21 protein-coding genes and 1 tRNA gene are annotated in these 21,873 nt (G+C 67.3%); 7 read left to right on the forward strand and 15 right to left on the reverse strand.

What is annotated here, in order from left to right:
* Positions 1 to 52: 52 nt before the first annotated feature.
* Entirely contained in the window at positions 53 to 286 is a 234-nt protein-coding gene (locus C2868_RS12965; protein ID WP_100812563.1) for a cell division protein CrgA, read from the reverse strand.
* A 60-nt stretch (positions 287 to 346) separates the two neighbouring features.
* Between C2868_RS12965 and C2868_RS12970 the strand changes: the two genes are divergently transcribed.
* The 3 genes from C2868_RS12970 to C2868_RS12975 are packed head-to-tail and all read left to right on the forward strand — an operon-like array spanning position 347 to position 1,958.
* A complete protein-coding gene (locus C2868_RS12970; protein WP_103663524.1) occupies positions 347 to 1,165 on the forward strand; it encodes a class E sortase in 819 nt (272 codons plus the stop codon).
* Positions 1,165 to 1,320 (forward strand): hypothetical protein, encoded by a 156-nt coding sequence (locus C2868_RS17590; RefSeq protein ID WP_198519627.1) that lies wholly within the window; start codon positions 1,165 to 1,167, stop codon positions 1,318 to 1,320. The genes C2868_RS12970 and C2868_RS17590 overlap by 1 nt, the downstream gene beginning before the upstream one ends.
* Positions 1,317 to 1,958, forward strand: a complete 642-nt coding sequence (locus C2868_RS12975; protein WP_219811480.1) for an aminodeoxychorismate/anthranilate synthase component II — start codon at positions 1,317 to 1,319, stop codon at positions 1,956 to 1,958. The genes C2868_RS17590 and C2868_RS12975 overlap by 4 nt, the downstream gene beginning before the upstream one ends.
* Positions 1,959 to 1,991: 33 nt before the next feature.
* Here C2868_RS12975 and pknB read toward each other — a convergent pair whose 3' ends face one another.
* The 7 genes from pknB to C2868_RS13010 form a co-directional block, all read right to left on the reverse strand.
* Positions 1,992 to 3,698, reverse strand: coding sequence for a Stk1 family PASTA domain-containing Ser/Thr kinase (gene pknB, locus C2868_RS12980; protein WP_103663462.1), 1,707 nt, complete (start codon positions 3,696 to 3,698; stop codon positions 1,992 to 1,994).
* Positions 3,699 to 3,776: 78 nt separating this feature from the next.
* Complete coding sequence (locus tag C2868_RS12985; RefSeq protein ID WP_103663463.1) at positions 3,777 to 5,528, reverse strand: serine/threonine-protein kinase; 1,752 nt, start codon at positions 5,526 to 5,528, stop codon at positions 3,777 to 3,779.
* Positions 5,525 to 6,982 (reverse strand): penicillin-binding protein 2, encoded by a 1,458-nt coding sequence (locus tag C2868_RS12990; RefSeq protein WP_103663464.1) that lies wholly within the window; start codon positions 6,980 to 6,982, stop codon positions 5,525 to 5,527. Before C2868_RS12990 ends, C2868_RS12985 begins: the two co-directional genes overlap by 4 nt.
* Positions 6,979 to 8,331, reverse strand: coding sequence for an FtsW/RodA/SpoVE family cell cycle protein (locus C2868_RS12995; RefSeq protein ID WP_258034460.1), 1,353 nt, complete (start codon positions 8,329 to 8,331; stop codon positions 6,979 to 6,981). The genes C2868_RS12990 and C2868_RS12995 overlap by 4 nt, the downstream gene beginning before the upstream one ends.
* A gap of 53 nt (positions 8,332 to 8,384) precedes the next feature.
* Entirely contained in the window at positions 8,385 to 9,632 is a 1,248-nt protein-coding gene (locus tag C2868_RS13000; RefSeq protein ID WP_103663465.1) for a PP2C family serine/threonine-protein phosphatase, read from the reverse strand.
* A gap of 3 nt (positions 9,633 to 9,635) precedes the next feature.
* Positions 9,636 to 10,199, reverse strand: a complete 564-nt coding sequence (locus tag C2868_RS13005) for an FHA domain-containing protein (protein ID WP_103663466.1) — start codon at positions 10,197 to 10,199, stop codon at positions 9,636 to 9,638.
* Positions 10,196 to 10,939: a DUF3662 and FHA domain-containing protein gene (locus C2868_RS13010; protein WP_103663467.1), complete on the reverse strand. Its 744-nt coding sequence runs from the start codon at positions 10,937 to 10,939 to the stop codon at positions 10,196 to 10,198. The genes C2868_RS13005 and C2868_RS13010 overlap by 4 nt, the downstream gene beginning before the upstream one ends.
* A gap of 170 nt (positions 10,940 to 11,109) precedes the next feature.
* On the opposite strand from C2868_RS13010, the gene C2868_RS13015 reads away from it, so the two are divergent.
* A tRNA-Leu gene (locus C2868_RS13015) sits at positions 11,110 to 11,193 on the forward strand.
* Positions 11,194 to 11,259: 66 nt separating this feature from the next.
* Here C2868_RS13015 and C2868_RS13020 read toward each other — a convergent pair.
* The gene (locus tag C2868_RS13020; RefSeq protein WP_103663468.1) at positions 11,260 to 11,904 is read right to left on the reverse strand and encodes a GntR family transcriptional regulator; all 645 of its coding nucleotides are present in this window, start codon (positions 11,902 to 11,904) and stop codon (positions 11,260 to 11,262) included.
* 240 nt (positions 11,905 to 12,144) lie between these two features.
* Between C2868_RS13020 and C2868_RS13025 the strand changes: the two genes are divergently transcribed.
* On the forward strand, positions 12,145 to 12,351 hold the full coding sequence (locus C2868_RS13025; protein ID WP_036296657.1) for a cold-shock protein: 207 nt from the start codon (positions 12,145 to 12,147) through the stop codon (positions 12,349 to 12,351).
* An 88-nt stretch (positions 12,352 to 12,439) separates the two neighbouring features.
* Here the strand turns inward: C2868_RS13025 and C2868_RS13030 are convergent, their stop codons facing one another.
* The 3 genes from C2868_RS13030 to nucS form a co-directional block, all read right to left on the reverse strand.
* Entirely contained in the window at positions 12,440 to 14,506 is a 2,067-nt protein-coding gene (locus tag C2868_RS13030) for a bifunctional lysylphosphatidylglycerol flippase/synthetase MprF (protein ID WP_103663469.1), read from the reverse strand.
* Between the two features lie 36 nt (positions 14,507 to 14,542).
* A complete protein-coding gene (locus tag C2868_RS13035) occupies positions 14,543 to 15,217 on the reverse strand; it encodes an HAD hydrolase-like protein (protein WP_103663470.1) in 675 nt (224 codons plus the stop codon).
* A gap of 74 nt (positions 15,218 to 15,291) precedes the next feature.
* A complete protein-coding gene (gene nucS / locus C2868_RS13040; RefSeq protein WP_103663471.1) occupies positions 15,292 to 15,987 on the reverse strand; it encodes an endonuclease NucS in 696 nt (231 codons plus the stop codon).
* Between the two features lie 117 nt (positions 15,988 to 16,104).
* Here nucS and C2868_RS13045 point away from each other — a divergent pair, with 117 nt between their 5' ends.
* On the forward strand, positions 16,105 to 17,433 hold the full coding sequence (locus tag C2868_RS13045) for a hypothetical protein (protein ID WP_103663472.1): 1,329 nt from the start codon (positions 16,105 to 16,107) through the stop codon (positions 17,431 to 17,433).
* Between the two features lie 189 nt (positions 17,434 to 17,622).
* Here C2868_RS13045 and C2868_RS13050 read toward each other — a convergent pair whose 3' ends face one another.
* Genes C2868_RS13050 through C2868_RS13060 form a run of 3 tightly spaced genes read right to left on the reverse strand, consistent with a single transcriptional unit; the run spans position 17,623 to position 20,309 of the window.
* The gene (locus C2868_RS13050) at positions 17,623 to 18,543 is read right to left on the reverse strand and encodes a MetQ/NlpA family ABC transporter substrate-binding protein (protein WP_103663473.1); all 921 of its coding nucleotides are present in this window, start codon (positions 18,541 to 18,543) and stop codon (positions 17,623 to 17,625) included.
* 39 nt (positions 18,544 to 18,582) lie between these two features.
* Positions 18,583 to 19,290, reverse strand: coding sequence for a methionine ABC transporter permease (locus C2868_RS13055; protein WP_103663474.1), 708 nt, complete (start codon positions 19,288 to 19,290; stop codon positions 18,583 to 18,585).
* Positions 19,287 to 20,309 carry a methionine ABC transporter ATP-binding protein gene (locus tag C2868_RS13060; protein ID WP_103663475.1) on the reverse strand — a complete coding sequence of 341 codons (1,023 nt, stop codon included), beginning with the start codon at positions 20,307 to 20,309 and terminating at the stop codon, positions 19,287 to 19,289. The genes C2868_RS13055 and C2868_RS13060 overlap by 4 nt, the downstream gene beginning before the upstream one ends.
* A 176-nt stretch (positions 20,310 to 20,485) precedes the next feature.
* On the opposite strand from C2868_RS13060, the gene C2868_RS13065 reads away from it, so the two are divergent.
* A complete protein-coding gene (locus tag C2868_RS13065) occupies positions 20,486 to 21,868 on the forward strand; it encodes an LLM class flavin-dependent oxidoreductase (RefSeq protein WP_103663476.1) in 1,383 nt (460 codons plus the stop codon).
* Positions 21,869 to 21,873 lie beyond the last annotated feature (5 nt).

The raw sequence follows: 21,873 nt of genomic DNA on the forward strand, positions 1-21,873 counted from the left end.
TCCACAGGGTTCTGCACAGCTGTGGAGAATTACACGGGTGTAACTACCCCGTTCAGCGCCAGCGCGTCGTCATCAAGAACCCGATGAGGGCGATGCCGAAGCCGATGCCCAGGTTCCATGCGCCGACTCCTGGAATCGGCAGTGTGCCGTTGCTCAGGTAGAAGACCAGGACCCAGGCAAGGCCGAGCAGCATGAAGCCGATCATGACCGGCTTGAACCAAACGGGATTGGGGGTGTCGACGTCGCGACGGGGCGCGCCGGGGTCGACGTCGTCAGATCGGGACATGAGAGCCATTGTAGCGGTGAGGCTGTACCCAGCACGTTGGCCTAGGATCGGCGCGTGGACATGCGGGCATCCGGGGGACAGCAGGACGAAGCGGACGTCGTGCGCCCTGATGCCGACGAGGCCGCTGAGCCGACCGGTGGTCGTCGTCCGCGCAAGATCAGTGTCGTGGGTGTGGCGGGCGAATTGCTCCTGACGGCCGGGGTCGTCGTGATGCTCTTCGTCGCCTGGCAGTTCGGAATCGGTGATCAGATCGCGGCCGCGCAGAATCGGGCCGACGCCCAGGCGCTCGCGGAACAGTGGCAGGACTCCCCTCCGGAACCCGGGCCCACCTCCGCGCCGTCCGCCACTGCAGCACCGGACGCGCCAGTCGCTCCGGTGATCACCGCCGAGCCCGCGGACGGTGAGGTCTTCGGCATCATGTACGTGCCCCGATTCGGGCCCGACTTCGCGGTCCGGATGGGTGGGGGCGTGTCGCGGGAACGAACTCTGGACACGATCGGCATCGGGCACTATCCCGGTACGCAGATGCCCGGTGACGTCGGCAACTTCGCGGTCGCCGCCCACCGCACCGGGTTCGGGGGCGCGCCGTTCTACTCGATCGATGAGCTGCGGGTCGGCGACCCGGTCATCGTCGAGACGGCGGACGGCTGGTACACGTACATCTTCCGGACTCTCGAGTACGTGCGTCCCACGGCCGTCGACGTTCTGGCCCCGGTACCCCAGGCAACCCCGACCGGCCTGGGTGGGAGATATCTGACGATGACGAGCTGCTCGCCGCGCCACACGATCGCCGAACGCATCATCGCCTATGCGCTGTTCGACTCCTTCCGGCCGCGTGCCGACGGCCCGCCTGCGGGTCTGCCGACGGTGGTGTCCTGATGTACGGCGCATTGTGGCGCGTTCTGCCCGGGCCGTGGTGGGTTCGGACGCTGATTCTGCTCGTGGCGGCAGCAGCCGTCGTCTACGCGCTGTTCTTCTACGTCTTCCCCGTCGTCGCCGTCTGGATCGCCCCCGAAGAGGTAACGGTCCAGTGAGTTTCCGCGTGCTCGTCGTCGATAACGACGACAGCTTCGTCTTCACGCTCGTCGACTACCTCGCGCAGCTCGGTGCCGACGTGGACGTCATCCGCAGCCGTGAGATCTCGCCGGGATCGGTGCGGGAGGCGTTGAGCCCGCACGACGCCGTCCTGCTTTCGCCCGGCCCGGGGTCCCCGCGTGATGCCGGAGCATCCATCCCGATCGTGCGTGCCGCCGAACAGAGCGGAATCCCGCTGCTCGGGGTCTGTCTCGGCCATCAGGCGATCGCCGAGGCCTTCGGGGGTGTCGTGGCGACCGCGGCAGAGCTGATGCACGGCAAGACCTCGCGACTGTTGCACGATGGCTCGGGGCTTTTCGAAGGCATCCCGTCCCCGTTCACGGCGACGCGCTACCACTCGCTCGCCGTGGTGGAGGGGTCGCTGCCGCCGGACCTGAGGGTCACGGCGCGCACGGACGGCGGGGTGATCATGGCGGTCGCGCATCGCCGGGCGCCCCTGCGCGGAGTGCAGTTCCATCCGGAGAGCGTCCTCACGGACGGCGGGCACCGCCTGCTCGCGAACTGGCTCGCCGAGGCCGGCATGCCCGAGGCGCTCGCGGCCGCCGAGGGCAAGCATCCGCTCGTCGGCTCTGCCTGAGTGTGGGGTTAGGCGTCCCTGCGAATCGGGAGTCTAGGGCGCCGTCCCGGTGCAGACGGTCAGTGCGATCGTCGAGCCGACGGCCGCCTCACCGGGCGGAATCGACTGCTGCGTCACGATCTCGGGTTCGGTCGCCGGGCAGCTCGGGTCCTCGATGCGACTCGCCGTGAGCTGGACGCTCGGGCCCTGGATGCTGTCGGTCGCGGCCTGCAGCGTGAAGCCGACGTAGTTGATGATCGCCACGCGACCCGTCGCGGTCACGAGGTTCACCGTCGAGCCGACGATGACGCTCTCTTCCGCGAGAGGCGAGGACGAGATGACGGTCCCCTCAGCCTTGCCGGGCACACTGCGAGACGTGATCTGCCCGACCTTGAGGCCGGCTGCTTCGATCGACGCCCGGGCATCCGCCTCGGACAGCCCCTCGACGGGCGGCACGGGTGTCGTTTCGGCTCCGGTCGAGACGTAGAGGGTGACTTCTTGTCCGACCGTGACGCCCACTCCCGCCGCGGGAACCGTTCGGATGACGTGACCTTCCGCCACCGTGTCGCTCGCCTCGTCGCGGCGTACGGCGTCGAGATCCGCCTCCGCGAGGGCGCTGTTCGCGGCCTCGTAGGTCTGCCCGGTCACCGAGGGAACAACGCGGGCCGTTGAGGGGACCTCGTTGCCGGGCTGGATCGTCACGATCCAGAAGAAGAGAGAGATGATCACGACGGCCAGCACGGCGACGCCCGTCCAGATCCAGGCTGCCGGGGGTCCGCTCTGCGTCCGCGCCATGGTCTCGTCGGTGCTCAGCTGGCGGAGGGAACGCGCGGTCTCGGCCGCCTGCCGCGGGTTCGCGCCGTAGAGCTCGGTCGTCAGCGCCCCGAGCTGGCGCTTGCTGGGCGCGGCGCCACCGACGGCAGCGTCCAGCGCAGATCGGAACTGCTCGGCTGTCTGGTACCGCTGGAAGGGATCCTTGGCGAGGGCGCGCAGAACGACGGCGTCCAATGCGCGCGAGACCTCGGGGTTGAGCTCCGACGGAGCATCCGGTGTCTCGCTGACGTGCTGATAGGCGACCGCCACGGGCGATTCGCCGCGGAACGGTGCGCGGCCGGTGAGGAGTTCGAAGAGGACGACCCCCGTCGAGTACAGGTCGGCGCGGCCGTCGACGGCCTCACCCTTCGCCTGCTCGGGAGAGAAATAGGCCGCGGTGCCCAGGATGGCCGTCGTGTCGGCCACCGTCGACGACGAGTCAGAGACCGCGCGCGCGATACCGAAGTCCATCACCTTGATCTGACCCGCGTCGGTGATCATGACGTTGCCGGGCTTGATGTCGCGGTGCACCACGCCCGCTCGGTGGGAGTACTCCAGCGCCTCGAGAATGCCATCGACGTACCGGACGGCATCGGCCTCCGGCACCGGACCGGCATCGACGACGTCCTTCAGGAGGGCACCCTCCACGAGCTCCATCACGATGTAGGGAACCGGATGCGTCGAGCCATCCGCATCGCGTTCGGTCTCTTCCCCGGCGTCGAAGACGCGCACGATCGTCGGGTTCGCCATGCGCGACGCCGCCTGTGCTTCCAGGCGGAAACGTGTGCGGAAGGCGGCATCGTCGGCCAGGTCGCGCTTGAGGACCTTGATCGCGATCGCGCGGCCGAGTGTCAGGTCGTAACCGCGATAGACCGAGGCCATTCCCCCGCGACCGACGAGTTCGTCGATGCGATATCGACCCGACAGCACGCGTGGCTCAGTCGTCACGGGGTACTCCTCGTCGATGGGGAAAGGGATCTGTCTAGCCTAGGTGGCGGGCACGAAACGGGCGGGTCGCCGCGACGATCACGGGGCCGGTGGTGTTGGAGTCGAGGTGGCCGCCGCGGTGATGGTCGCCGACGCCTCTGGAGAGGTGTCCGACGTGCGATCTCCCCCGGGGCCGCCCGTGCAGGTGACCGTGTACTTGACGATCAGCGACTGCCCGGTGTTCGTGCTGACCTCGATGGGCGCCGTCCGCTGGTTGGCGGCGATCACGATCGATGATTGCCCGTTCGAGAAGAGGCCGTTCGAGGCGTTCAGGTTGTACGACAGCACCGAACCCGTCCCGGGGGCGCAGGTGTAACCAGACCACTGGGCGTTGACGGTGCTACCCGCCGTGACGGTGGTCACGGGCGTTCCGCCGTCCTGGATCGTCGGAGCACCCGGCGTCGTCATCGGCGTAACCGACTTGTATCGGGTGAGCTCGATCGTGGTGCCCTTCGGGACGTTGGGGCCCGAAGGGTTGACGTCGTAGACGAGTCCGACCTGGTCCTCGGTCGTCGCGGGGTTGCCGTCCGTGCACGACGAGTTCAGGCCGACCCCGGTCAGCGTCGCTCGCGCGGCCTCGCAGTTCTGGCCGACGAGATCGAGAGCATCGACGTTGACGGTGGTCGGGGTGGGCGCCGGCTCGCTGGACGTCGCAGATGCGCTCGGCTTCTTCGATGTGGGCGTGCCGGATGGGTCGGCTCCGCCGCCCTGGTTCGCCAGCAGCGCCCAGACGGCGCCGCCGAGAACGAGAAGCAGCAGAACGATCAGCGCGATGAGCGGCCAGGTCCACGGGCTGCGCTTGCGCGGCGGCGCCTCCTCCACGGCGGTTGCCGTGGCATCGGTCGCATCGGACGGCGTCAGCAGACGTGTAGCCGCGTCGAGCGGTGCGGCCGACGTCAGCAGCTGAGTTGCATCGTCGTTCGCCACGACACCGGTGGCAATCGCCGGAATGGCGGCGGCGGCGGCGGCGATGTCGCCCCTGCGGAGGGCGGTGGCGGCACGGGCGACGACCGCGGTGGAGCTCGGGCGGTCTTCCGGCTTCTTCGCGATCATGGCGAACACGAGGTTCTGAACAGGAACCGCGACGGTCGGCGGCAGGGGCGGCGGTTGCTCGTTGATCTGAGCCATGGCGATCGCGACCTGCGACTCACCCGTGAAGGGGCGCTTGCCGGCCAGGCACTCGTAGGCGACGATGCCGAGCGAGTAGATGTCGGTCGCCGCCGAGGCCGGGTGACCGGATGCCTGTTCGGGCGAGAGGTACTGCACGGTTCCCATGACCTGGCCGGTCGCGGTGAGCGGCACCTGGTCGGCGATGCGGGCGATGCCGAAATCGGTGATCTTCACCCGTCCGTCGGGCGTGATCAGCAGGTTGCCCGGCTTGATGTCGCGGTGCACGAGACCCGCCGCGTGGGCTGCTTGAAGCGCCGCGGATGTCTGGGCGACGATGTCGAGTGTCTTGTCGGTCGACAGGGTGCCATCGCGCTCGAGGATCGTCGACAGGGCCTCGCCCGGGACGAGCTCCATCACGAGGAAGGCGCTGCCGTTCTCCTCGCCGTAGTCGAAGACGCTGGCGATGCCCTCGTGGTTGACGAGCGCCGCGTGCCGGGCCTCGGCGCGGAAGCGCTCGAGGAAGCCGGGATCGCCCATGTATTCGTCTTTGAGGATCTTGATCGCGACGGTACGGCCGATGACGTGGTCGGTGGCTTCCCAGACCTCGCCCATGCCACCGATCGCGATGCGCGAGATCAGTTCGTAGCGGCCACCGAAGGACACTCCCTGTGTGGGTCTCATCTGTCCAGCACCGCCTCCATGACCGCCTTGCCGATCGGGGCCGCGAGCAGATTCGATCCGCCCTGCTGGCCTCGCCCCGCGCCGTTCTCCAGCACTACCGCGACCGCAACCTGCGGGTCATCCGCGGGCGCGAAGCCCGTGAACCAGAGGGTGTACGGAGCGGTCGCACCGTTCTCCGCCGTGCCGGTCTTTCCAGCCACCTCTATGCCCCCTATTCTTGCACCCGAGGCGACGCCGCTCTGGACATTCGCCACCATCATCTGGGTCATCGTCGCGGCATCCTTCTCGCTCAGAGCGGTTCCGAATTCGGAGTTGTCAAAGGTCTGTTGCACCGACAGATCGGGACCGATCACGCGGTCGATCATGCGCGGGTTCATCACCACACCACCGTTCGCGATGCCGGCCGAGACCATCGCCATCTGCAGCGGCGTGGCTCGCACATCCCCCTGGCCGAAGCCGGTCAGGGCGGTCTGCGCGTCGTCGAGAGCCCGCGGGTAGGTCGAGGCCGTCGACTCCAGCGGCATCGTGAAGGACGAGTTGAACCCGTACTTCTCGGCCTCTTCGCGGATGGCGGTATCGCCGAGTTCCACCGCGAGCTGCGCCATCGGGATGTTGCATGACAGGCGGAGCGCGTCGGCGAGGGTGACGGTCTCGCCGGGTCCGCAGGTGCCGCCCCCGGCGTTTCCGATGAAGTCGGATGAACCGGGCAGCTGCCACTGAGCGGGGTTCGCGAACGTCGACTCGGGGGTGTAGCGTCCGGATGCGAGCGCCGCAGACGCCACGACGAGCTTGAACGTCGAGCCCGGCGGATTCAGCGTGCCGGCGATCGCTCGGTTCGACAGCGGGCGCAGCGGGTCTGCCTCGAGTGCCGCGTAGGCGTCTTTGACCTCGGTCGAACTGTGCGCGGCGAGCAGGTTGGTGTCGAAACTCGGCGTCGTGACCATCGCGAGGATGCGACCCGTCGACGGCTCGATCGCGATCACCGCACCCTCGTATCCCTGGAGGGCGTCCCAGGCGGCACGTTGCGCGCGGGGGAGGAGGGTCGTCGCGACGTTGGATCCCTGCGGCTTCTGACCCGTGATGATCTGGTCGATGCGCTGCAGGAACTGCGATCCCGAGGTTCCGCTGAGGTCCTGGTTCATGGCGCTCTCGAGCCCGGTCCGCGAGTTCAAGAGGGGGTTGATGTAGCCGGTGACGGGCGCCCACATCGCCGCATCCGTGTAGACGCGCTGGAACGAGTAGATGTCATCCGACGGCACCGAGTAGGCGATCGCCGCACCATCGGCGATGATCGCGCCGCGCTGCACCTGGTACGCGTCGTACAGTGCGCGCGTGTTCGCGGGATTCTCGGCGAGGGTGTCCACCTGAACGACCTGGATCCAGCTCGTCGCGCCGAACAGCGCGAGAAACATCGCGAGGACGACGACCGAGAGTCGGCGGAGTTCTTTGTTCATCCGATGACCACCCGCGGACGTGAGCGCACGGCATCCGAAACGCGCAGGAAGAGCGCGACGATCAGCCAGTTCGCGACGAGGGACGAGCCACCGGCCGCGAGGAACGGCGTCGTCAGACCCGTGAGCGGGATCAGACGGGTCACGCCGCCGACCATGATGAAGACCTGCAGGGCGATCGTGAACGCCAGACCCGTCGCCAGCAGCTTGCCGAAATCATCCTGGCCGGCGAGTCCGATACGGATGCCTCGGCTCACGAAGAGCATGTACAGGCACAGGATCGCGAACAAGCCGATGAGCCCGAGCTCTTCGCCGAGGCTCGGCACGATGTAGTCGCTCTGCGACAGCGGAGTCAGATAGGGGCGGCCCTGGCCGAGCCCCGTTCCGACGAGTCCACCCTGAGCGAGCCCGAAGATCCCCTCGACGAGCTGGTAACTGCCCCCGTCGCGCGCGATCACCTCGGGATCGAAGGCGTGCCACCACGCAGAGATGCGGGACCCGACGTACGTCATGACCTGCGAGGCGATGAGGACCCCGGCGAGCGCCAGTCCCAACCCGATCAGGACCCAGCTGGTGCGCCCCGTCGCCGTGTAGAGCATGGCGATGAACATGCCGAAGATCAGCACACCCGTGCCGAGGTCGCGCTGCAGCACGATGATCGCAAGAGAGACGACCCAGATGATGAGGAGCGGCCCGATCTCGCGAGCACGCGGCCAGGTCATCCCGAGAAAACGGTGACCCGTCGACGTCATGCTCTCTCGCGTACGGACGAGGTACCCGGCAAAGAAGATGGCGAGGGCGATCTTCGCGAGCTCCGCCGGCTGGAAGGTGAAGATTCCGCCGATCGAGACCCACACGGCGGCGCCCGTGCCCTCGGCGGCGAGACCCGGGATGACGGGCAGGATCAGCAGGATCAAGCCGACGAAGCCCGAGACGTATGTGTAGCGGAAGAGCACACGGTAGTTGCGCAGCAGGACGACGAGCAAAACGGCGCCGGCCACGGCGATGGCGGTCCACGCTATCTGGCGGGTGGATGCGGCATCCCATCCCTCGGCGTTCTTCGCGATATCGATGCGGTAGATCATCGCGAGGCCCAGGCCCGTGAGCGTGGTCGCGATCGGCACGACGATGGGATCGGCGTTGGGTGCTCGGAAGCGCAGGACGATGTGCAGTGTCAACACCAGCACGGCGAGGGCGCCGAAGTAATAGAGGATGGTCCATTCGATGCCGCCGAGCGCGCCGAGTTGCACGAGGGCGACGGCGGAGCCGCTCACCGCGAAGGCGAGCAGGAGGAGCCCGAGCTCGCGGTTGCGCTGGGTCTGCGGCATCCGGAGCGTGCGCAGCGCCTTCATGACCGTCGTGTCGGCCTTGAGCTCGGCGGTGTCGCCCTGCTTGGTGGTCGAGGTCACGGGTTCACCCCCGCCGGTTCGATCGTTGCGCGCAGGCGTTCGACGATTTCGCGTGCCTCGGTCAGCGACCCCGCCGAAACGGTGGACTCGACGGCTTGGCGCGTGAACTCGTCGAGATCGTCGAGATCGATGCCGGTCTCTTCGTACACCTCCGACAGGGTGATCGGTCCGATGTCCTGCTGGATCCCGCGATAGACGACGACCATCTCTTGATCGGCGCCCACGAAGTAGCGTGTCTGGGTCCACGAGTAGGCGAGGAACGCGCCACCCGCGAGCAGCGCTGCCACGACCACCGCCCCGACGATCCAGCCAACGCGGCGGCGACGGGCGCGTCGCCGGTCCTCTTCGATCAACTCTTCGAGGAACTCCGCCGCCGGCTCGAAATGCGTCGGCTCGTTCGCCGCCTGGCGGTTGGGGTGCAGCCAGCTGCTGCGACTCGGGCGCGCTGCGGGAACGTCGAAATCGAGCGGGGTCGACGCCGATCCGACCACGGTCGGAGTACCGATGACAACGGGATGCGAGCCCCCGACGTCGACGATCACCAGGGTGACGTTGTCGGGGGCTCCGGCGTCGAGCGCCTGCCTCAGAAGGACATCCGCGGTGCGCTGGGGAGTGAGTCCCTGACCGAGGGCTTTGGCGGTGTGCGCGTCGTCCACAACACCCGAGAGGCCATCCGAGCACAGCAGCCAACGGTCACCGGGCTGGGTCGCCATGATGAACGTGTCGACGTCGGGATGGGCATCCATATCGCCGAGCACGCGCATCAGCACGGAACGGCGCGGGTGGAAGCGGGCCTCTTCGACGGTGATGCGTCCCGAATCGACGAGGCGCTGGACGAAGGTGTGGTCGGTCGTGATCTGCGTGAGCTGACCGTCACGGAAGAGATAGATGCGCGAGTCGCCGATGTGCGCGATGACGGCGTGGTCGTCGATCATCAGCAGGGCGCTGACCGTCGTGCCGAGTCCCGAGAGCTCCGGCCGCTGCTCGACCGTGTCGATGAGCGCGGACGCCGTCTCGGTGATCGTGTCGCGCAGCACGCGTTCGGCCTCGGCCGTGCTCGCGAAGGGCCGGTCGAGATCTTCGAGGTGCCGAATCGCTATCGAGGATGCGACGTCACCCCCCGCGTGACCACCCATTCCGTCGGCGACGACGTACAGGTTGGACCCGGCGTAACCCGAGTCCTGGTTGTTGGAGCGCACCTTGCCCGTGTGGGACAGGGCCGCCGCGGAACCCTCGAAGACCATCGACTACTTCCGCAACTCGAAGGTCGTCGCGCCGACCTTGATCGGCGCGCCGATCGTCACGGGGGTGGGGGCTTGCACGCGGGCACCGTCGTGCCAGGTGCCGTTCGTCGAATCGAGGTCTTGAATCATCCACTGCTCGCCCCACAGCACCAGGCGCGCGTGATGGCTGGAGGTGTAGTCGTCGCGGATCACCAGTCCCGATTCGCTCGAGCGGCCGATCGTGAGCGGCTCGTTCGTCAGAGGGAGTTCGAGCCCGGCCTTCGGCCCCGAGGTGATGACGATGCGCTGCACGGACTCTGTCGTCGCGGCGCCGCCCTTCTTGCTCGGGCGGTTCGCAGCTGCGGGAGCAACGGACGCGCCCGCTGCCGGTGCGGCGGGCGGGGCGACAGCTGCGGTAGCCGACCCCGAGGCGGCGGCTCCGGCTGCCGCCTCACCCGCGGGCTCCGGCATCCGTCGCACGCGAACGCCGAACAGGTCGGCACGCATCGAATAGACGACGACGAAGACGAAGGCCCAGAGCAGGATCAGAAACCCGATCCGCAGGAGCAGGAGGGTGAGCTCGCTCATCGCGCCCCGTTCCCACCGAGTGCGTCGAACGCGCGAGTCACATCGGCCGGTGGCGGCGACGACGGCTTCGGGGGGCGGGCCTGCGCGACGACGCGGAAGACGATGTCGGTGCGTCCGATCCGGATCGTCGAGTCCGGTTCGAGCGCCGCCTGCGTGACGCGCTGTCCGTTGAGGGAGGACCCGTTCGTCGAGCCGAGGTCGCGGACCATGGCGCGCTCGCCATCCCAGAGGATCTCGACGTGCTTGCGGCTCGTTCCGGCGTCGGGAATCGTGATGTCGGCGTCGCTGCCGCGGCCGATGACGGTCCGGCTCGAGATCAGCGGGTGACGCGTCCCATCGATATCGACGACCGCGCGCCACGAGACGCGACCCTCTTCCGTGGTCGACGTCACGCGCAGCGTGCCCGAGGCGAGATTGGGGTCGACACCGAGTCGGATGCTGACGGCACCCGCAAAGGTGTAGCCCTGCGCCTTGGCGTGCTTCTGCACGAGGGTGTCGAGCTCGCTCAGCAGCGTGTCGCCGAGCGCAGCCATTTTCGCGTGATCGTCGGGCGAGAGCTCGACGACGAACGTATTGGGCGCGAGGATGCGGTCGCGGCTGACGACCGCGGCCTTCTTGTCGAGCTCGCCGCGCAGGGCGGAGGCGATCTCAACGGGTTGGATGCCGCTGCGAAAGGTGCGCGCGAAAGCGCCGTTCACGGCGCGCTCGAGACCCTTCTCGAAGCTGTCAAGTAGACCCACGGGGCTCCTCAGGCGGGGCGGATGGTAGGCCCATCGTAGTCAGCGAGCCTGGACAGGCACCGACGATCCGCGCGTTGCGTGTGATACCGAGCGTGGATCCGCGTCCCTGTGCCCCGCGAGCCCGTGATATTCTCGGGAAGTTGAGTTTCGGGGTGCATGTCCCGAGATTCGCGCGAGTGGCGGAATAGGCAGACGCGCTGGCTTCAGGTGCCAGTGCCCGAAAGGGCGTGGGGGTTCAACTCCCCCCTCGCGCACGGCAGGAATCGACCCCCGATCAGGTATTTCTGGTCGGGGGTCTTGCTGTTCGCGCTGCGCCACGCTCAGGCGAGTGGATGCTGCTCGCGCACGATCGCTTCGGCCCCGAGTTCGTCTCGTGCCGCGACGGCGTCGCGTAGCCGCACGAACGAGTCCCGACGGGCGACCGGATCGGCGGGATGTGGGGTCCACGGGCCGACGAACCAGCTGACGGGCAGGTAGATCTCGCGAAGCGTGGACAGAAGCATCCGATTCCTCGCCGCGAAGCTGGCCCGGCGGTGGAAACGGACGTACATCGTCGTCAGTGCCGCTACATCGTCGGAAGTCGCGACGGCGATGATCTCGTCGAGATCCGAGACCAGCGCCGCGAGTGTCTCGTCGTCGGCTCGGCGCACCGCCAGGCGCAGCGCCATGCCGGCGAGTTGGCCGATGTACTCCAAAGCCTCGTCTCGACTCGACTCGTCCGGAGTCGTCACGCGTGTGTAGCGGTGCGCGGACACCTCGACCATGCCCTGTCGCTCGAGCCGCTGGATCGCCTCGCGAACCGGGGTACGTGAGATCCCGTAGAGGTCGGCGATCTCGACATCGCGCACCCGCTCGCCGGGCGCGAGACGGCCGTCGACGATGGCCTGCGCGAGGAGTTCGTAGACCGTGTCGGCCAGGGCGGAGCCTCGGGCCTCTAGTCGTGCGGGAGGTGCTTCTAGGGGCATTTCGGGTGCCTCTTCGGGTAAGGCACGGCGGGGACCGCCGCTCGAATAATGCGAGACATCTTACGCACGGAAAGGAGGGAAACGGATGTGAGCTTTCCGGCCCGTGCGATCACGTTCGGGCAACGTTTGTGTCACCTTCTTTCGAAGGCATTGCGCGAAGTTGCCCCCGGCGGGGTAGCGTGGTACCACAATCCCGCGTCACCATAACGATCGGTGCGCGGCTGAAGAGAATGGCAAGGCATGTCTAGCACGGGAACCGTCAAGTGGTTCAACGCCGAAAAGGGTTTCGGCTTCATCGCCCCCGATGAGGGTGGCGCCGACGTCTTCGCGCACTACACCGCTATCCAGGCGGGCGGCTACCGCTCGCTCGAGGAGAACCAGCGCGTGGAGTTCGAGACGGCTCAGGGCCCGAAGGGCCTCCAGGCCGAGAACATCCGCCCCGTCTAGGGAGCGAATCACACAAGGACGCACTCCGGAGCTCACGCTCTGGGGTGCGTTCTGCTTTTTCCGGTCGACCACATCCGTCATCCGGCGGTTAGCCGTGCCGCAGCATGTCGACGCCAGCGGTCGCGAACTGGCGCAGGGTCGCATCCGGCAGGAACGCGCGGGTGAGTCCGGCCGCGATCCGCGTGAGGTCTCCCTCGTCGCGATACAGCAGGTAGATCGGTTCGTACCGCGGATTGAATTTCGTCTTGAAGCGGTGCAACGAGCGGAAGCCGTAGACGGGCTCGAGCGCGCTCGACAGCGAGGTCAGCAGCTGGGCGATCGCGCCCTCGTCGGGTGAAGCCTCGTGTGCGAGCGGCGCACCCGACAGCGAGAGGGTCAGCGCCCCCTCAGCGGCGAAGTCGCGGGCGGACGATCCGATCAAGAACTCCATCACCGGACCGAATCCGCCGTCACGGCGGCGCATCAGGTCCAGGGTCCACCCCTGCACCGTGCCGCCGGTGCCGTAGACGGGCAACCACGACAGAAAGCCGTCGACATCACCGTTCGGTGCGATGGCGAGTGCAATACGCACATCGGGATCTTCGGCCTCTTGCAGCGTTCCCAGCGTGAACCGCATCTCGGGTAGGCCCTTGTCTCCCACCCACGACTCCGAGATGGCCCGCAACTGCTGCCTGACACCCCACGGCTCGGCCGCCATGGACGTGAGGCGGAACGTCATCCCGTCCCGCTCGCCCCGGTTGAGCGCCTGCCGCACGTACGACCACGCCTTGCCGGTGAACTCCAGGCCGGGCAGGTCGACGATGGTGTCGTCCGCAATGACCAGAGCGCGCCACCCGTCCGGCATTGCGTCGCGCGTGACCTGACTGCTGCTGAAGAAGCAGGGGATGAGCCCCTGGCCCTCGGTCGTGCGCACGAACGTCGCGACCGAATCGGGGACGGATGCGGGGGGACCGAGGGGGTCGGCGAGTGCAATCGCGACGCCGAGCCTGTGCTGGAAGGCGACCATACCTTCGCCTGTCCGCAGGTAGCGCAGCCCATCCCACGTGGCCATCCACGAGAGGTTGCCCCCGCCCTCTTGGCGGATCAGGGCACGCACCTCGTCGTTCGATACGGCGGAACCCTCGCCGATCCGACGGCGGCGGGTTGCTCGGAACGCTCGACGCACCATGAGCAGGTACACGAAGAACAAGGCCCAGAGGATCGAGGTCGCGAGCGCGACATCCGGGTCTCCGTAGACGTCGATGACCTCGGCGGGATAGAGCGCGAACAAGACGATGATGGCGACGGCGACGAGCAGGTTCACCCCCGCCCACAGCACGGTCAGGATCCAGGCCCAGCGGCGCCCGAGGCGCAGGCCCCGCGAGACGAGCAAGACCACGACCGTGTCGATCGCCACATCGAGCCACGGCCCGTCGAGGGGCGCGGTCGGGCCGAACGGTCCGTTCGTGGGCAGCAGCAGCGACAGGATCTGGATGACCGCGAGGGAGAGGATCACGGCGAAAGCCAGCAACCGCTGCTCACGGATCGTCGTGCGCTGGATGCGGAACGAACGATCGATCAGCAGCACCAGCACGATTGCGAAAGCGTGCTCGACATCGGCGAGGGATCCCAGCAGCAGCAGGCTGATCGCCGCGTAGGCGAACACGATGACCCATCCGCGCTGACGCCACGGCGCGGCGAGCAATCCGATGGACGCGGCGATGCAAGCCATGGTCCCGCCCGAGGCGCCCACATCGAGCTGGCCCGCCAGGGTGATGGCCCAGGGCCAGGGGAGCAGGCTGGCGAACATGAGGAAGGCCGCGGTTGCGAAGATCGCGAAGAGCTGACCGAAACCGAAGTAGAGCGCCGCGATTCGCGTGCCGCGCTTCATCTCGAGGTAGCCGAGGCCCACTAGGCTCAGGAGGGTCGGGATGTAGACGACGGGGTGCGCGACGAAGAAGGTTCCCGTGAAGGGCGTCCACCACTTGCCCGCCTCGAGCGCGGGGAGCCCGTAGGCGACGGCCTCGAACCAGGGCTGCTCGGTTACCGGTCGCCAGAGACCCTGCCCGACGAGGCCGACCGCGATGATCAGAACCAGCAGGGCGAGCGTCGCGGGTACGGTGCGGGCGACGCTTCCGAAAGAGCGGGCAGGATGCGTGGGTGTCGGGGCGCTCACGCTGTCAGGGTAGCGAGGGATCCGCGTCGGGGAGTCCTACGCGCCGGGAAGCAGCAGCGCACGCAAGGCATCCACGTCGTCCGCGACGGCGGAGGCACCCTCGGACTCGTGCGGCCAGCTGAAGCCCCAGCGCACGAAGATGACCGGCACATCGTGCTCGGCGCCGCCCTCGACGTCATGGTGGCGGTCGCCGACGAGGACGGGCCGGGACGTGTCGGCTCCGGCGACTTCGAGCTGGCGCAGGGCCTCCGCGACGATGTCGGACTTGGCACTCAACGTCCGCTCGTCGGGCGTCGCGCCGACGATCGCCGTGAAGTCGTCCGACAGCTCGAAGAAGTCCATCAGCTCGAGCACTTGATTCTCGGGCTTGCTGCTCGCGGTTGCCTGCGGCACCCCGTCGCGGTGCAGGTCGTGGATCAGGTCGACCATGCCGGGGAAAGTGCGCGCGCCCGTCGTGTACCCGTCGCGCGCGCCGAGTTCGCGGTACCACGCGACCGCCGTCGCGGCCTCTTCGGGCGACATGCCGACCTGGGCCTGGAACGACTGGAACATGGGCGGACCGATCCAGTGCACGAGTTCGGCGCGGGTCGGCGCCGGGTGACCGAAGTGCTCGAGCGTGATGGTGAGTCGGCGCAGGATGCCGTCCGAGGCATCCACGATCGTGCCGTCGACATCCCAGAGGATGCAGGACCAGGGGCAGGCGTCGGGCATGTTCTCCAGCCTACGGGGCTGCGGGTCGGGGCTCGGTGGGTCGGGCGCTCTGGGTCGGGGGCTCCGGACCGGGCTCAGAACAGGCGGGGGATGCCCGACTCGATGCCTTTCATATCGTCATAGTCCAGAGTGACGCACCGGATGCCACGGTCCGTCGCCAGCACGCGAGCCTGCGGCTTGATCTCTTGCGCGGCGAAGACGCCGGTGACCGGCGCCAAGTGCGGGTCGCGGCCGAGCAGAGCCAGGTAGCGCGTCAGCTGTTCGACGCCGTCGATGTCGCCGCGACGCTTGACCTCCACCGCAATGGTTCCGCCCGCGGGGTCGCGCAGCAAGAGGTCCACGGGGCCGATCGCGGTCGGGAACTCGCGGCGCACGAGGGTGACCCCGTCTCCGATGAGCTCGACCTGCTCGGCGAGCAGGCGCTGCAGGTCTGCTTCGACTCCGTCTTTCTGCAGCCCCGGGTCTGCGCCGAGCTCGTGGGAGGTGTCGTGGATGATCTCGTAGATGCTGACGAGGAGTGCGTCGCCCGACTTGGCGTGGGTGACGCGCCACTGCTCGATGATGCCGGCCTCACGCGCATCCTCGTCCGGGTTCTGCGAGATGAGCGAGCAGGGCGGGCTCATCCAGTTGAGGGGCTTGTAGCTCCCCCCGTCGGAGTGCACGAGCAGGCTCCCGTCGCTCTTGTGGACCAAGAGCCGGGTGGCGAGGGGAAGGTGCGCGCTGAGGCGGCCGGAGTAATCGACGGAGCAGCGGGCGATGACGAGACGCACCGCACCAGCGTACGGGTTCGAGTGAACCCCTCGGGGGCAGCAATGTTGTTTTCCGGGAGTGACCGACTAGCGATATGTTGAGCAAACATCCCCGAGCTCAACCGGCCGAAAGCAATCATGTCTCCATCGATTTTTCGCGCCGCCGCCGGCGTGAGCCTTGCCGCCGCGATCGCCATTACGGGAGTCCTGATCACGCCGCTTGCGGCGAACGCCGCGGGTGTCGGTGATGAGTCTGATGCTGTGATCTATGACGAGAACGGGCCCATCGGCGACTTGCTCACGGCGCTCAGCGACGACGACACCAACACCACGATCGCCCTGCCGTTCGCGATCAACTACTTCGGACAGCCGATGACGGCCGTGTGCATCACGACGAACGGCATGGTCGTACCCGTAGCGACTGTCGATGAGGGATGCCCGGCAGCCTACGAGATGAACCTCACGCGCTTCGCCGAGGAGTTCGAGCGTGGGGCGATCGGTGCCCTATTCAGCGACTTCAACCCGCGAGGGCCGCTTCTGAACCCGTCGAGTGAGGTCGTCAGTGCCACCTCGACGAACCAGTTCGTCACCTACACGACGTCTGCGCCTCACGGCTTCGACGTGGGCGAGACGGTGGGCGTGGCGATCGACCCGATCGATGACTACCTTGGCATCGGTGGATACGCCGTTATCTCGGGCGTGCCGACCGCCACCGAGTTCACGGTCGACCTGACCGACTCCGGCACGTCGGACTTCACCTCGCGTGAGATCAGCGCTGTCGCCGGACGCGACTACTCCTCCACGGCGAACGCGGACGGATTCGGCATCGTGCGCTCCATTTACGCCGGGCCCACCACTGTTGACGGCGCGGCCGCATTCGCCGTCACCTGGTACCGGATGCCCTCCCACTCGAGCTCGTATCCGCTCACCTCGAGCACCTTCCAGCTCGTATTCGTGCAGCAGGGTGCTCCGGGCGACTTCGTCCTGCAGTTCAACTTCGGCACCCTCACGAGCCAGGGCGACGGTTACGGCGCGGACCACCCGGCCTACGAGTGCGACTTCACCGACTTGAGTCTTTGCCGATGGGCTGTCGGCTGGGTCGGCTGGGATGCCGCGACCTCGACGGCGGACTCATACGAGCTCTTTGCGGATGCCTCGGCCCAAACACTGGTTGATGGTCAGATCAGTTCGATCGTCAACAACTCACTGAACTCCACGGTTCGGGGGCGATACGTGCTCAGCATGATTGGCGGAGCGACAACCGGCTACGCCGTGCCGCGCCTCGACGGGGTAGTCCCCGTTGTGCCGGACCCGGTTGTGACGGATCCGGTTGTAGCAGACGCGGCCGAGACGGACCCAACCGCGGTGCTGGCCAATTCCGGAGTTGACGCATCCGGCGCTCTGCTTGTCGCGGCCCTGCTGCTCGTCAGTGGACTGCTTCTCCTGCGGCGCCGCGCCGTTTACTGAACAGACGCGAGTCCCCGGGTCGTCGAGGCCGCGCAGCTCGTCGGCTGATGGCACTCACTGCTCCTCGACCCCGACGCTTGCTGCGTCTTCGTCCGGAGCGAAAACCCAAAGCGCGGCCTCAACCCGACGATGTTCGCAGTCCAGGCTCGGCCCCTCTCCTCCCCTGGGGACCGGGATCGACCCGTGCCGTTACTCCGGGTCGATCGGCAGCAGAATGTTCCTGACCGAGGGGTCGGTGCGCAGGAATTCCTGTACCGCGGGATCTTGGAAGGCCTGGACGAGCTTCTTCACGTTGGCGGTTTCGGCGTAGTCGGATCCGATCGTGAGCTGCCCCGCGAACTCGTCGGGCGCGGCGGGGGCGTAGATCTGCTTGGCGATGTCGATCTGCGCCGCGAGGTAGTACTCGGTGTAGCCCACCGCCGCGTCGAGGTCGGCGAGCGCCCGCGACTGTGCGGCGAAGTCCAGCAGGACGAACGTGAGGTTCTTGGGATTCTCGACGATGTCGTCCTGAGTGGCGTACGCCTTGTCGATCGTGGGGTCGAGCGTGATCAACCCGGCGCGTTCCAGCACCCAGAGACCTTGTGCCTCGTTCGCCGGATCGGAATACAGCGAGATCGTTCCGCCATCCGGGATCTCACTGATGTCTGAATACTTGTCGGACCACACGCCGAAACCCCAGCGGAAGACCGGAACCGCCGCGGTCTCGCGGAAATCGGGGTTGGCTTCGAGCACCTGGCTGAGCCACAGCTTGTGCTGGTAGATCGTGCCGGCCACCTCGCCCTCGCTCACCGCGCGGTTGATGGTGTTGCTGTCGGCCAATCCCCGGAACGCGATCGTTATGTCGTACTTGGGTGCGACCTCTTCGGCGACGAACTCGACGAGCGCCTGTTCGGAGGCATTGCCCTCGGCGGTCGCGACGTACAGGGTCGCCCCGGCGATCTCGTTGGCGGATTTCGCGGGGTTCAGCAGCGGCACGAGGATGACGGCTCCGATCGCGAGCACGACGACCGCGCCGCCGGCGACCCAGGGCCAGCGCCGCCGGGGTCTGACCTCGAAACCGTGGTCGTCGCCGTTCGGCCGAGTTGATCGAGTGTTCAGCGTGGATGTCATGGCAGAGCTCTCCGTGATGATGATGATGAGGTGGGGGTGTCAGACGGCGGCCCGAGCGCGATGGCGGGTGCGAGCCTGGGGGGTGGCGAGTCGGACGAAAGAGTCGCCGAGTTTTTGCACGGCCGCGACGAGCAGGACGAGCACGATGATCGTGGCCAACATGACCCCGTTGTCGAAGCGCTGATAGCCGTAGGTCACCGCGACGTATCCGATTCCGCCGGCCCCGATGCTTCCCGCGATCGCGGAGTACTCGATCATCGCGATCGTGTTGATCGTGATGCCGCCGATGATGCTCGGCACTGCCTCGGACAGCTGCGCGGTGCGGATGATCTGAAGCGGGGATGCGCCGCTCGCGGTGGCGACGCGCGCGAGGTTCGTCGGTACGCCCCGCAGCGAGTTCTCGACGATGCGCGTGAAGAAGGCGATGCCCGCTATCGACATGGGGACAACCGCAGCGGCGATACCGATGTTGGTGCCCGTGATGAACCGCGTGAACGGGACGATTGCCGCCATCAGGATGAGGAACGGCAGGGAGCGACCGACGCTCACGATCCCGCTCAGGACGGCGTGCAGCCGCGGTCGAGGAAAGAGCCCGTGCGGCGCGAGGTTGTGTACCAGCGCCCCGAGCGGGATGCCGACGAGGACGACGATGGCCATGACGATGCCGACCATGATCAGCGTGTCGAGCAGCGCCGGGAAGATGAGCGCGGGGATGTCCGCAAGGGGGATGTTGTCGAGGTGTCTCATGACGACACCGCCTCGGGCGAAACCGCGGCGGACGGTACACCCGCGCGGACCGGTTCTGCCGGGCGCGCGTCTAGCCCCAGGTCCTTCAGCGCTTGCCGAACCCGGTCTTCATCGGAGTGAGCGATGCCGATCACCGCGGACCCGACGGTCGACTCGTGAAGGACTTCGACGGATGCGCCGAGGAGCGATACGGGAATGCCCAGAGTCTCACCGAGCCGCGACATCCAATCCGTCGGGACGTCGGCGGAGCGATACGAAACGACCCACGTCGTCTCGGATTCGCCTGCTGCGGCGTGCGCGCGGCGGGGTTGGAGCGCCCGCCCCAGTTCCGAGTCCGCATCGTGCAAGAGCTCGACCAGTCGCCCGGACTCGACGATGCGTCCGTGGTCGAGTCGCGCGACCGAGTCGGCGATGCTGCGAACCGTGTCCATTTCGTGCGTGATGAAGATGATCGCCAGATCGAGGTCGTCGCGGAGCTCTCTGATCAGCGCGACCACGGACGCGGTCGCGTCGGGATCCAGCCCGCTCGTCGCCTCGTCCGAGATCAACACCCGGGGGCGGAGCGCGAGGGCACGAGCGATGCCGACCCGCTGGCGCTGGCCGCCGGACAGTTCGTGCGGGTAGCTGTTCGCCTTGCCGGCGAGACCGACTCGATCGAGCAGCTCGGCCACGCGGCGCTTCGACTCGACGGCCGTGACACCCAGATATTCGAGCGGTAGGGCGACGTTCTGTGCGGCCGTGCGACGACTGAAGAGGCCGTCGTGCTGGAAGATTGTGCCGATCTTGCGGCGAGCGACGCGCAGCTGCCCGGCGTTCAGGTGCGAGAGGTTGTCGCCGTTGACGATGACGGCCCCCGAGGTCGGGGCCTCGAGCAGCGTCGCGCACTGGGCGAGGGTGCTCTTGCCCGCACCGCTCGGCCCGACGACCGCGAAGATCTCGCCGGACGCGACGGCGAAGTCGAGACGGTCGAGCACGGTCGTGACGCCGAAGGTCTTGGTGAGCTGCTCGAGGCGGATCATCGCGCCACCGGACGTGGCTCAGGGAAAGAAGGCATGCCGCCGACCGTACGGGCGACGCATGCCCCCACAACAGCCGCGGCGACGCACGGGGTAACCACGTGACGCACGGAGTAACCATGTGACGTTATGTGTTGTCGGCGCTGGCGCGATTCGCCGCCGTGCCCGACGATTGCCCGATGACTCGACAGATTCGCTTCAACGCCTTCGACATGAACTGCGTGGCTCACCAGTCTTCGGGCATGTGGCGCCATCCGGACGACCGTTCCGCCGACTACAAAGATCTGAGCTACTGGACAGGACTTGCCCAGCTGCTCGAGCGCGGAAACTTCGACGGCATCTTCATCGCCGACGTCCTGGGCACCTACGACGTGTACGGGGGTACGAACGAAGCCGCGATCCGGCACGGCGCTCAGGTGCCCGTCGGAGACCCGGTGCTTCTCATCTCGGCCATGGCTGCGGTCACCGAGAACCTCGGGTTCGGCGTGACGGCCGGCACCGCGTATGAGCATCCATATCCCTTCGCGCGCCGGATGTCGACGCTCGACCACCTGACGAAGGGGCGCGTGGGCTGGAACGTGGTCACCGGTTACCTGCCGTCCGCCGCCCGCAACATGGGCAATGACGACCAGCTCGAGCACGATGAGCGATACGAGCACGCGGACGAGTACCTGGATGTCCTCTACAAGCTGTGGGAGGGCTCGTGGGAGGACGACGCGGTGATTCGCGACCGCGAGTCGGGCGTCTTCACCGACCCGCAGAAGGTGCACGAGATCGGCCACGAGGGCAAGTACTTCACCGTTCCGGGCATCCATATCTCCGAGCCGTCGCCGCAGCGCACACCCGTGATCTACCAGGCCGGCGCTTCATCGCGCGGCATCGAGTTCGCCGCGGGCAATGCCGAGGCGATCTTCGTCGCGTCACCGACCAAGGCCGTCCTCAAGAACACCGTGAGCAAGATCCGCGACGCCCTCGAGGCCGCTGGTCGGGACCGATACTCCGCCCGCATCTACACGCTGCTGACGATCATCACCGACGAGACCCCCGAGAAGGCCCAGGCGAAGCACGAGGACTTCTTGCAGTACGCGAACCACGAGGGAGCGCTCGTGTTCATGTCTGGATGGATGGGCATCGACCTTTCCCAGTACGAGCTCGACGAGCCCGTCGGCAACGTCAAGAGCAACGCCATCCAGTCCGTCATCGCGAACTACCAGGAGTCGGCCGCGCACGGCGAGACCTTCACGGTGCGCGACATCGCCCGGATCAGCGCCATTGGCGGCCTCGGCCCCACCCTGGTGGGTTCCGGGAAGGAGATCGCGGATCAGCTTCAGGAGTGGGTGGCGGAGACGGATGTCGATGGGTTCAACCTCGCCTACGCGATCACGCCGGGCACCTTCGAGGACATCGTGACGTACGTGATCCCCGAGTTGCGCGCGAGGGGCGCCTATCCGACCTCTTACGTCGAGGGAACGCTGCGCCACAAACTGCACGGCAAGGGCGACCGCCTGCCCGCCGATCACAAGGGTGCGGGCTATCGCGTGGGTGCTCTCGCGATCTCGTGATCGTC

Origin of the sequence: Microbacterium sp. CJ77 (genome assembly GCF_002911615.1) — a bacterium.
Taxonomy (GTDB): Bacteria; Actinomycetota; Actinomycetes; order Actinomycetales; family Microbacteriaceae; genus Microbacterium.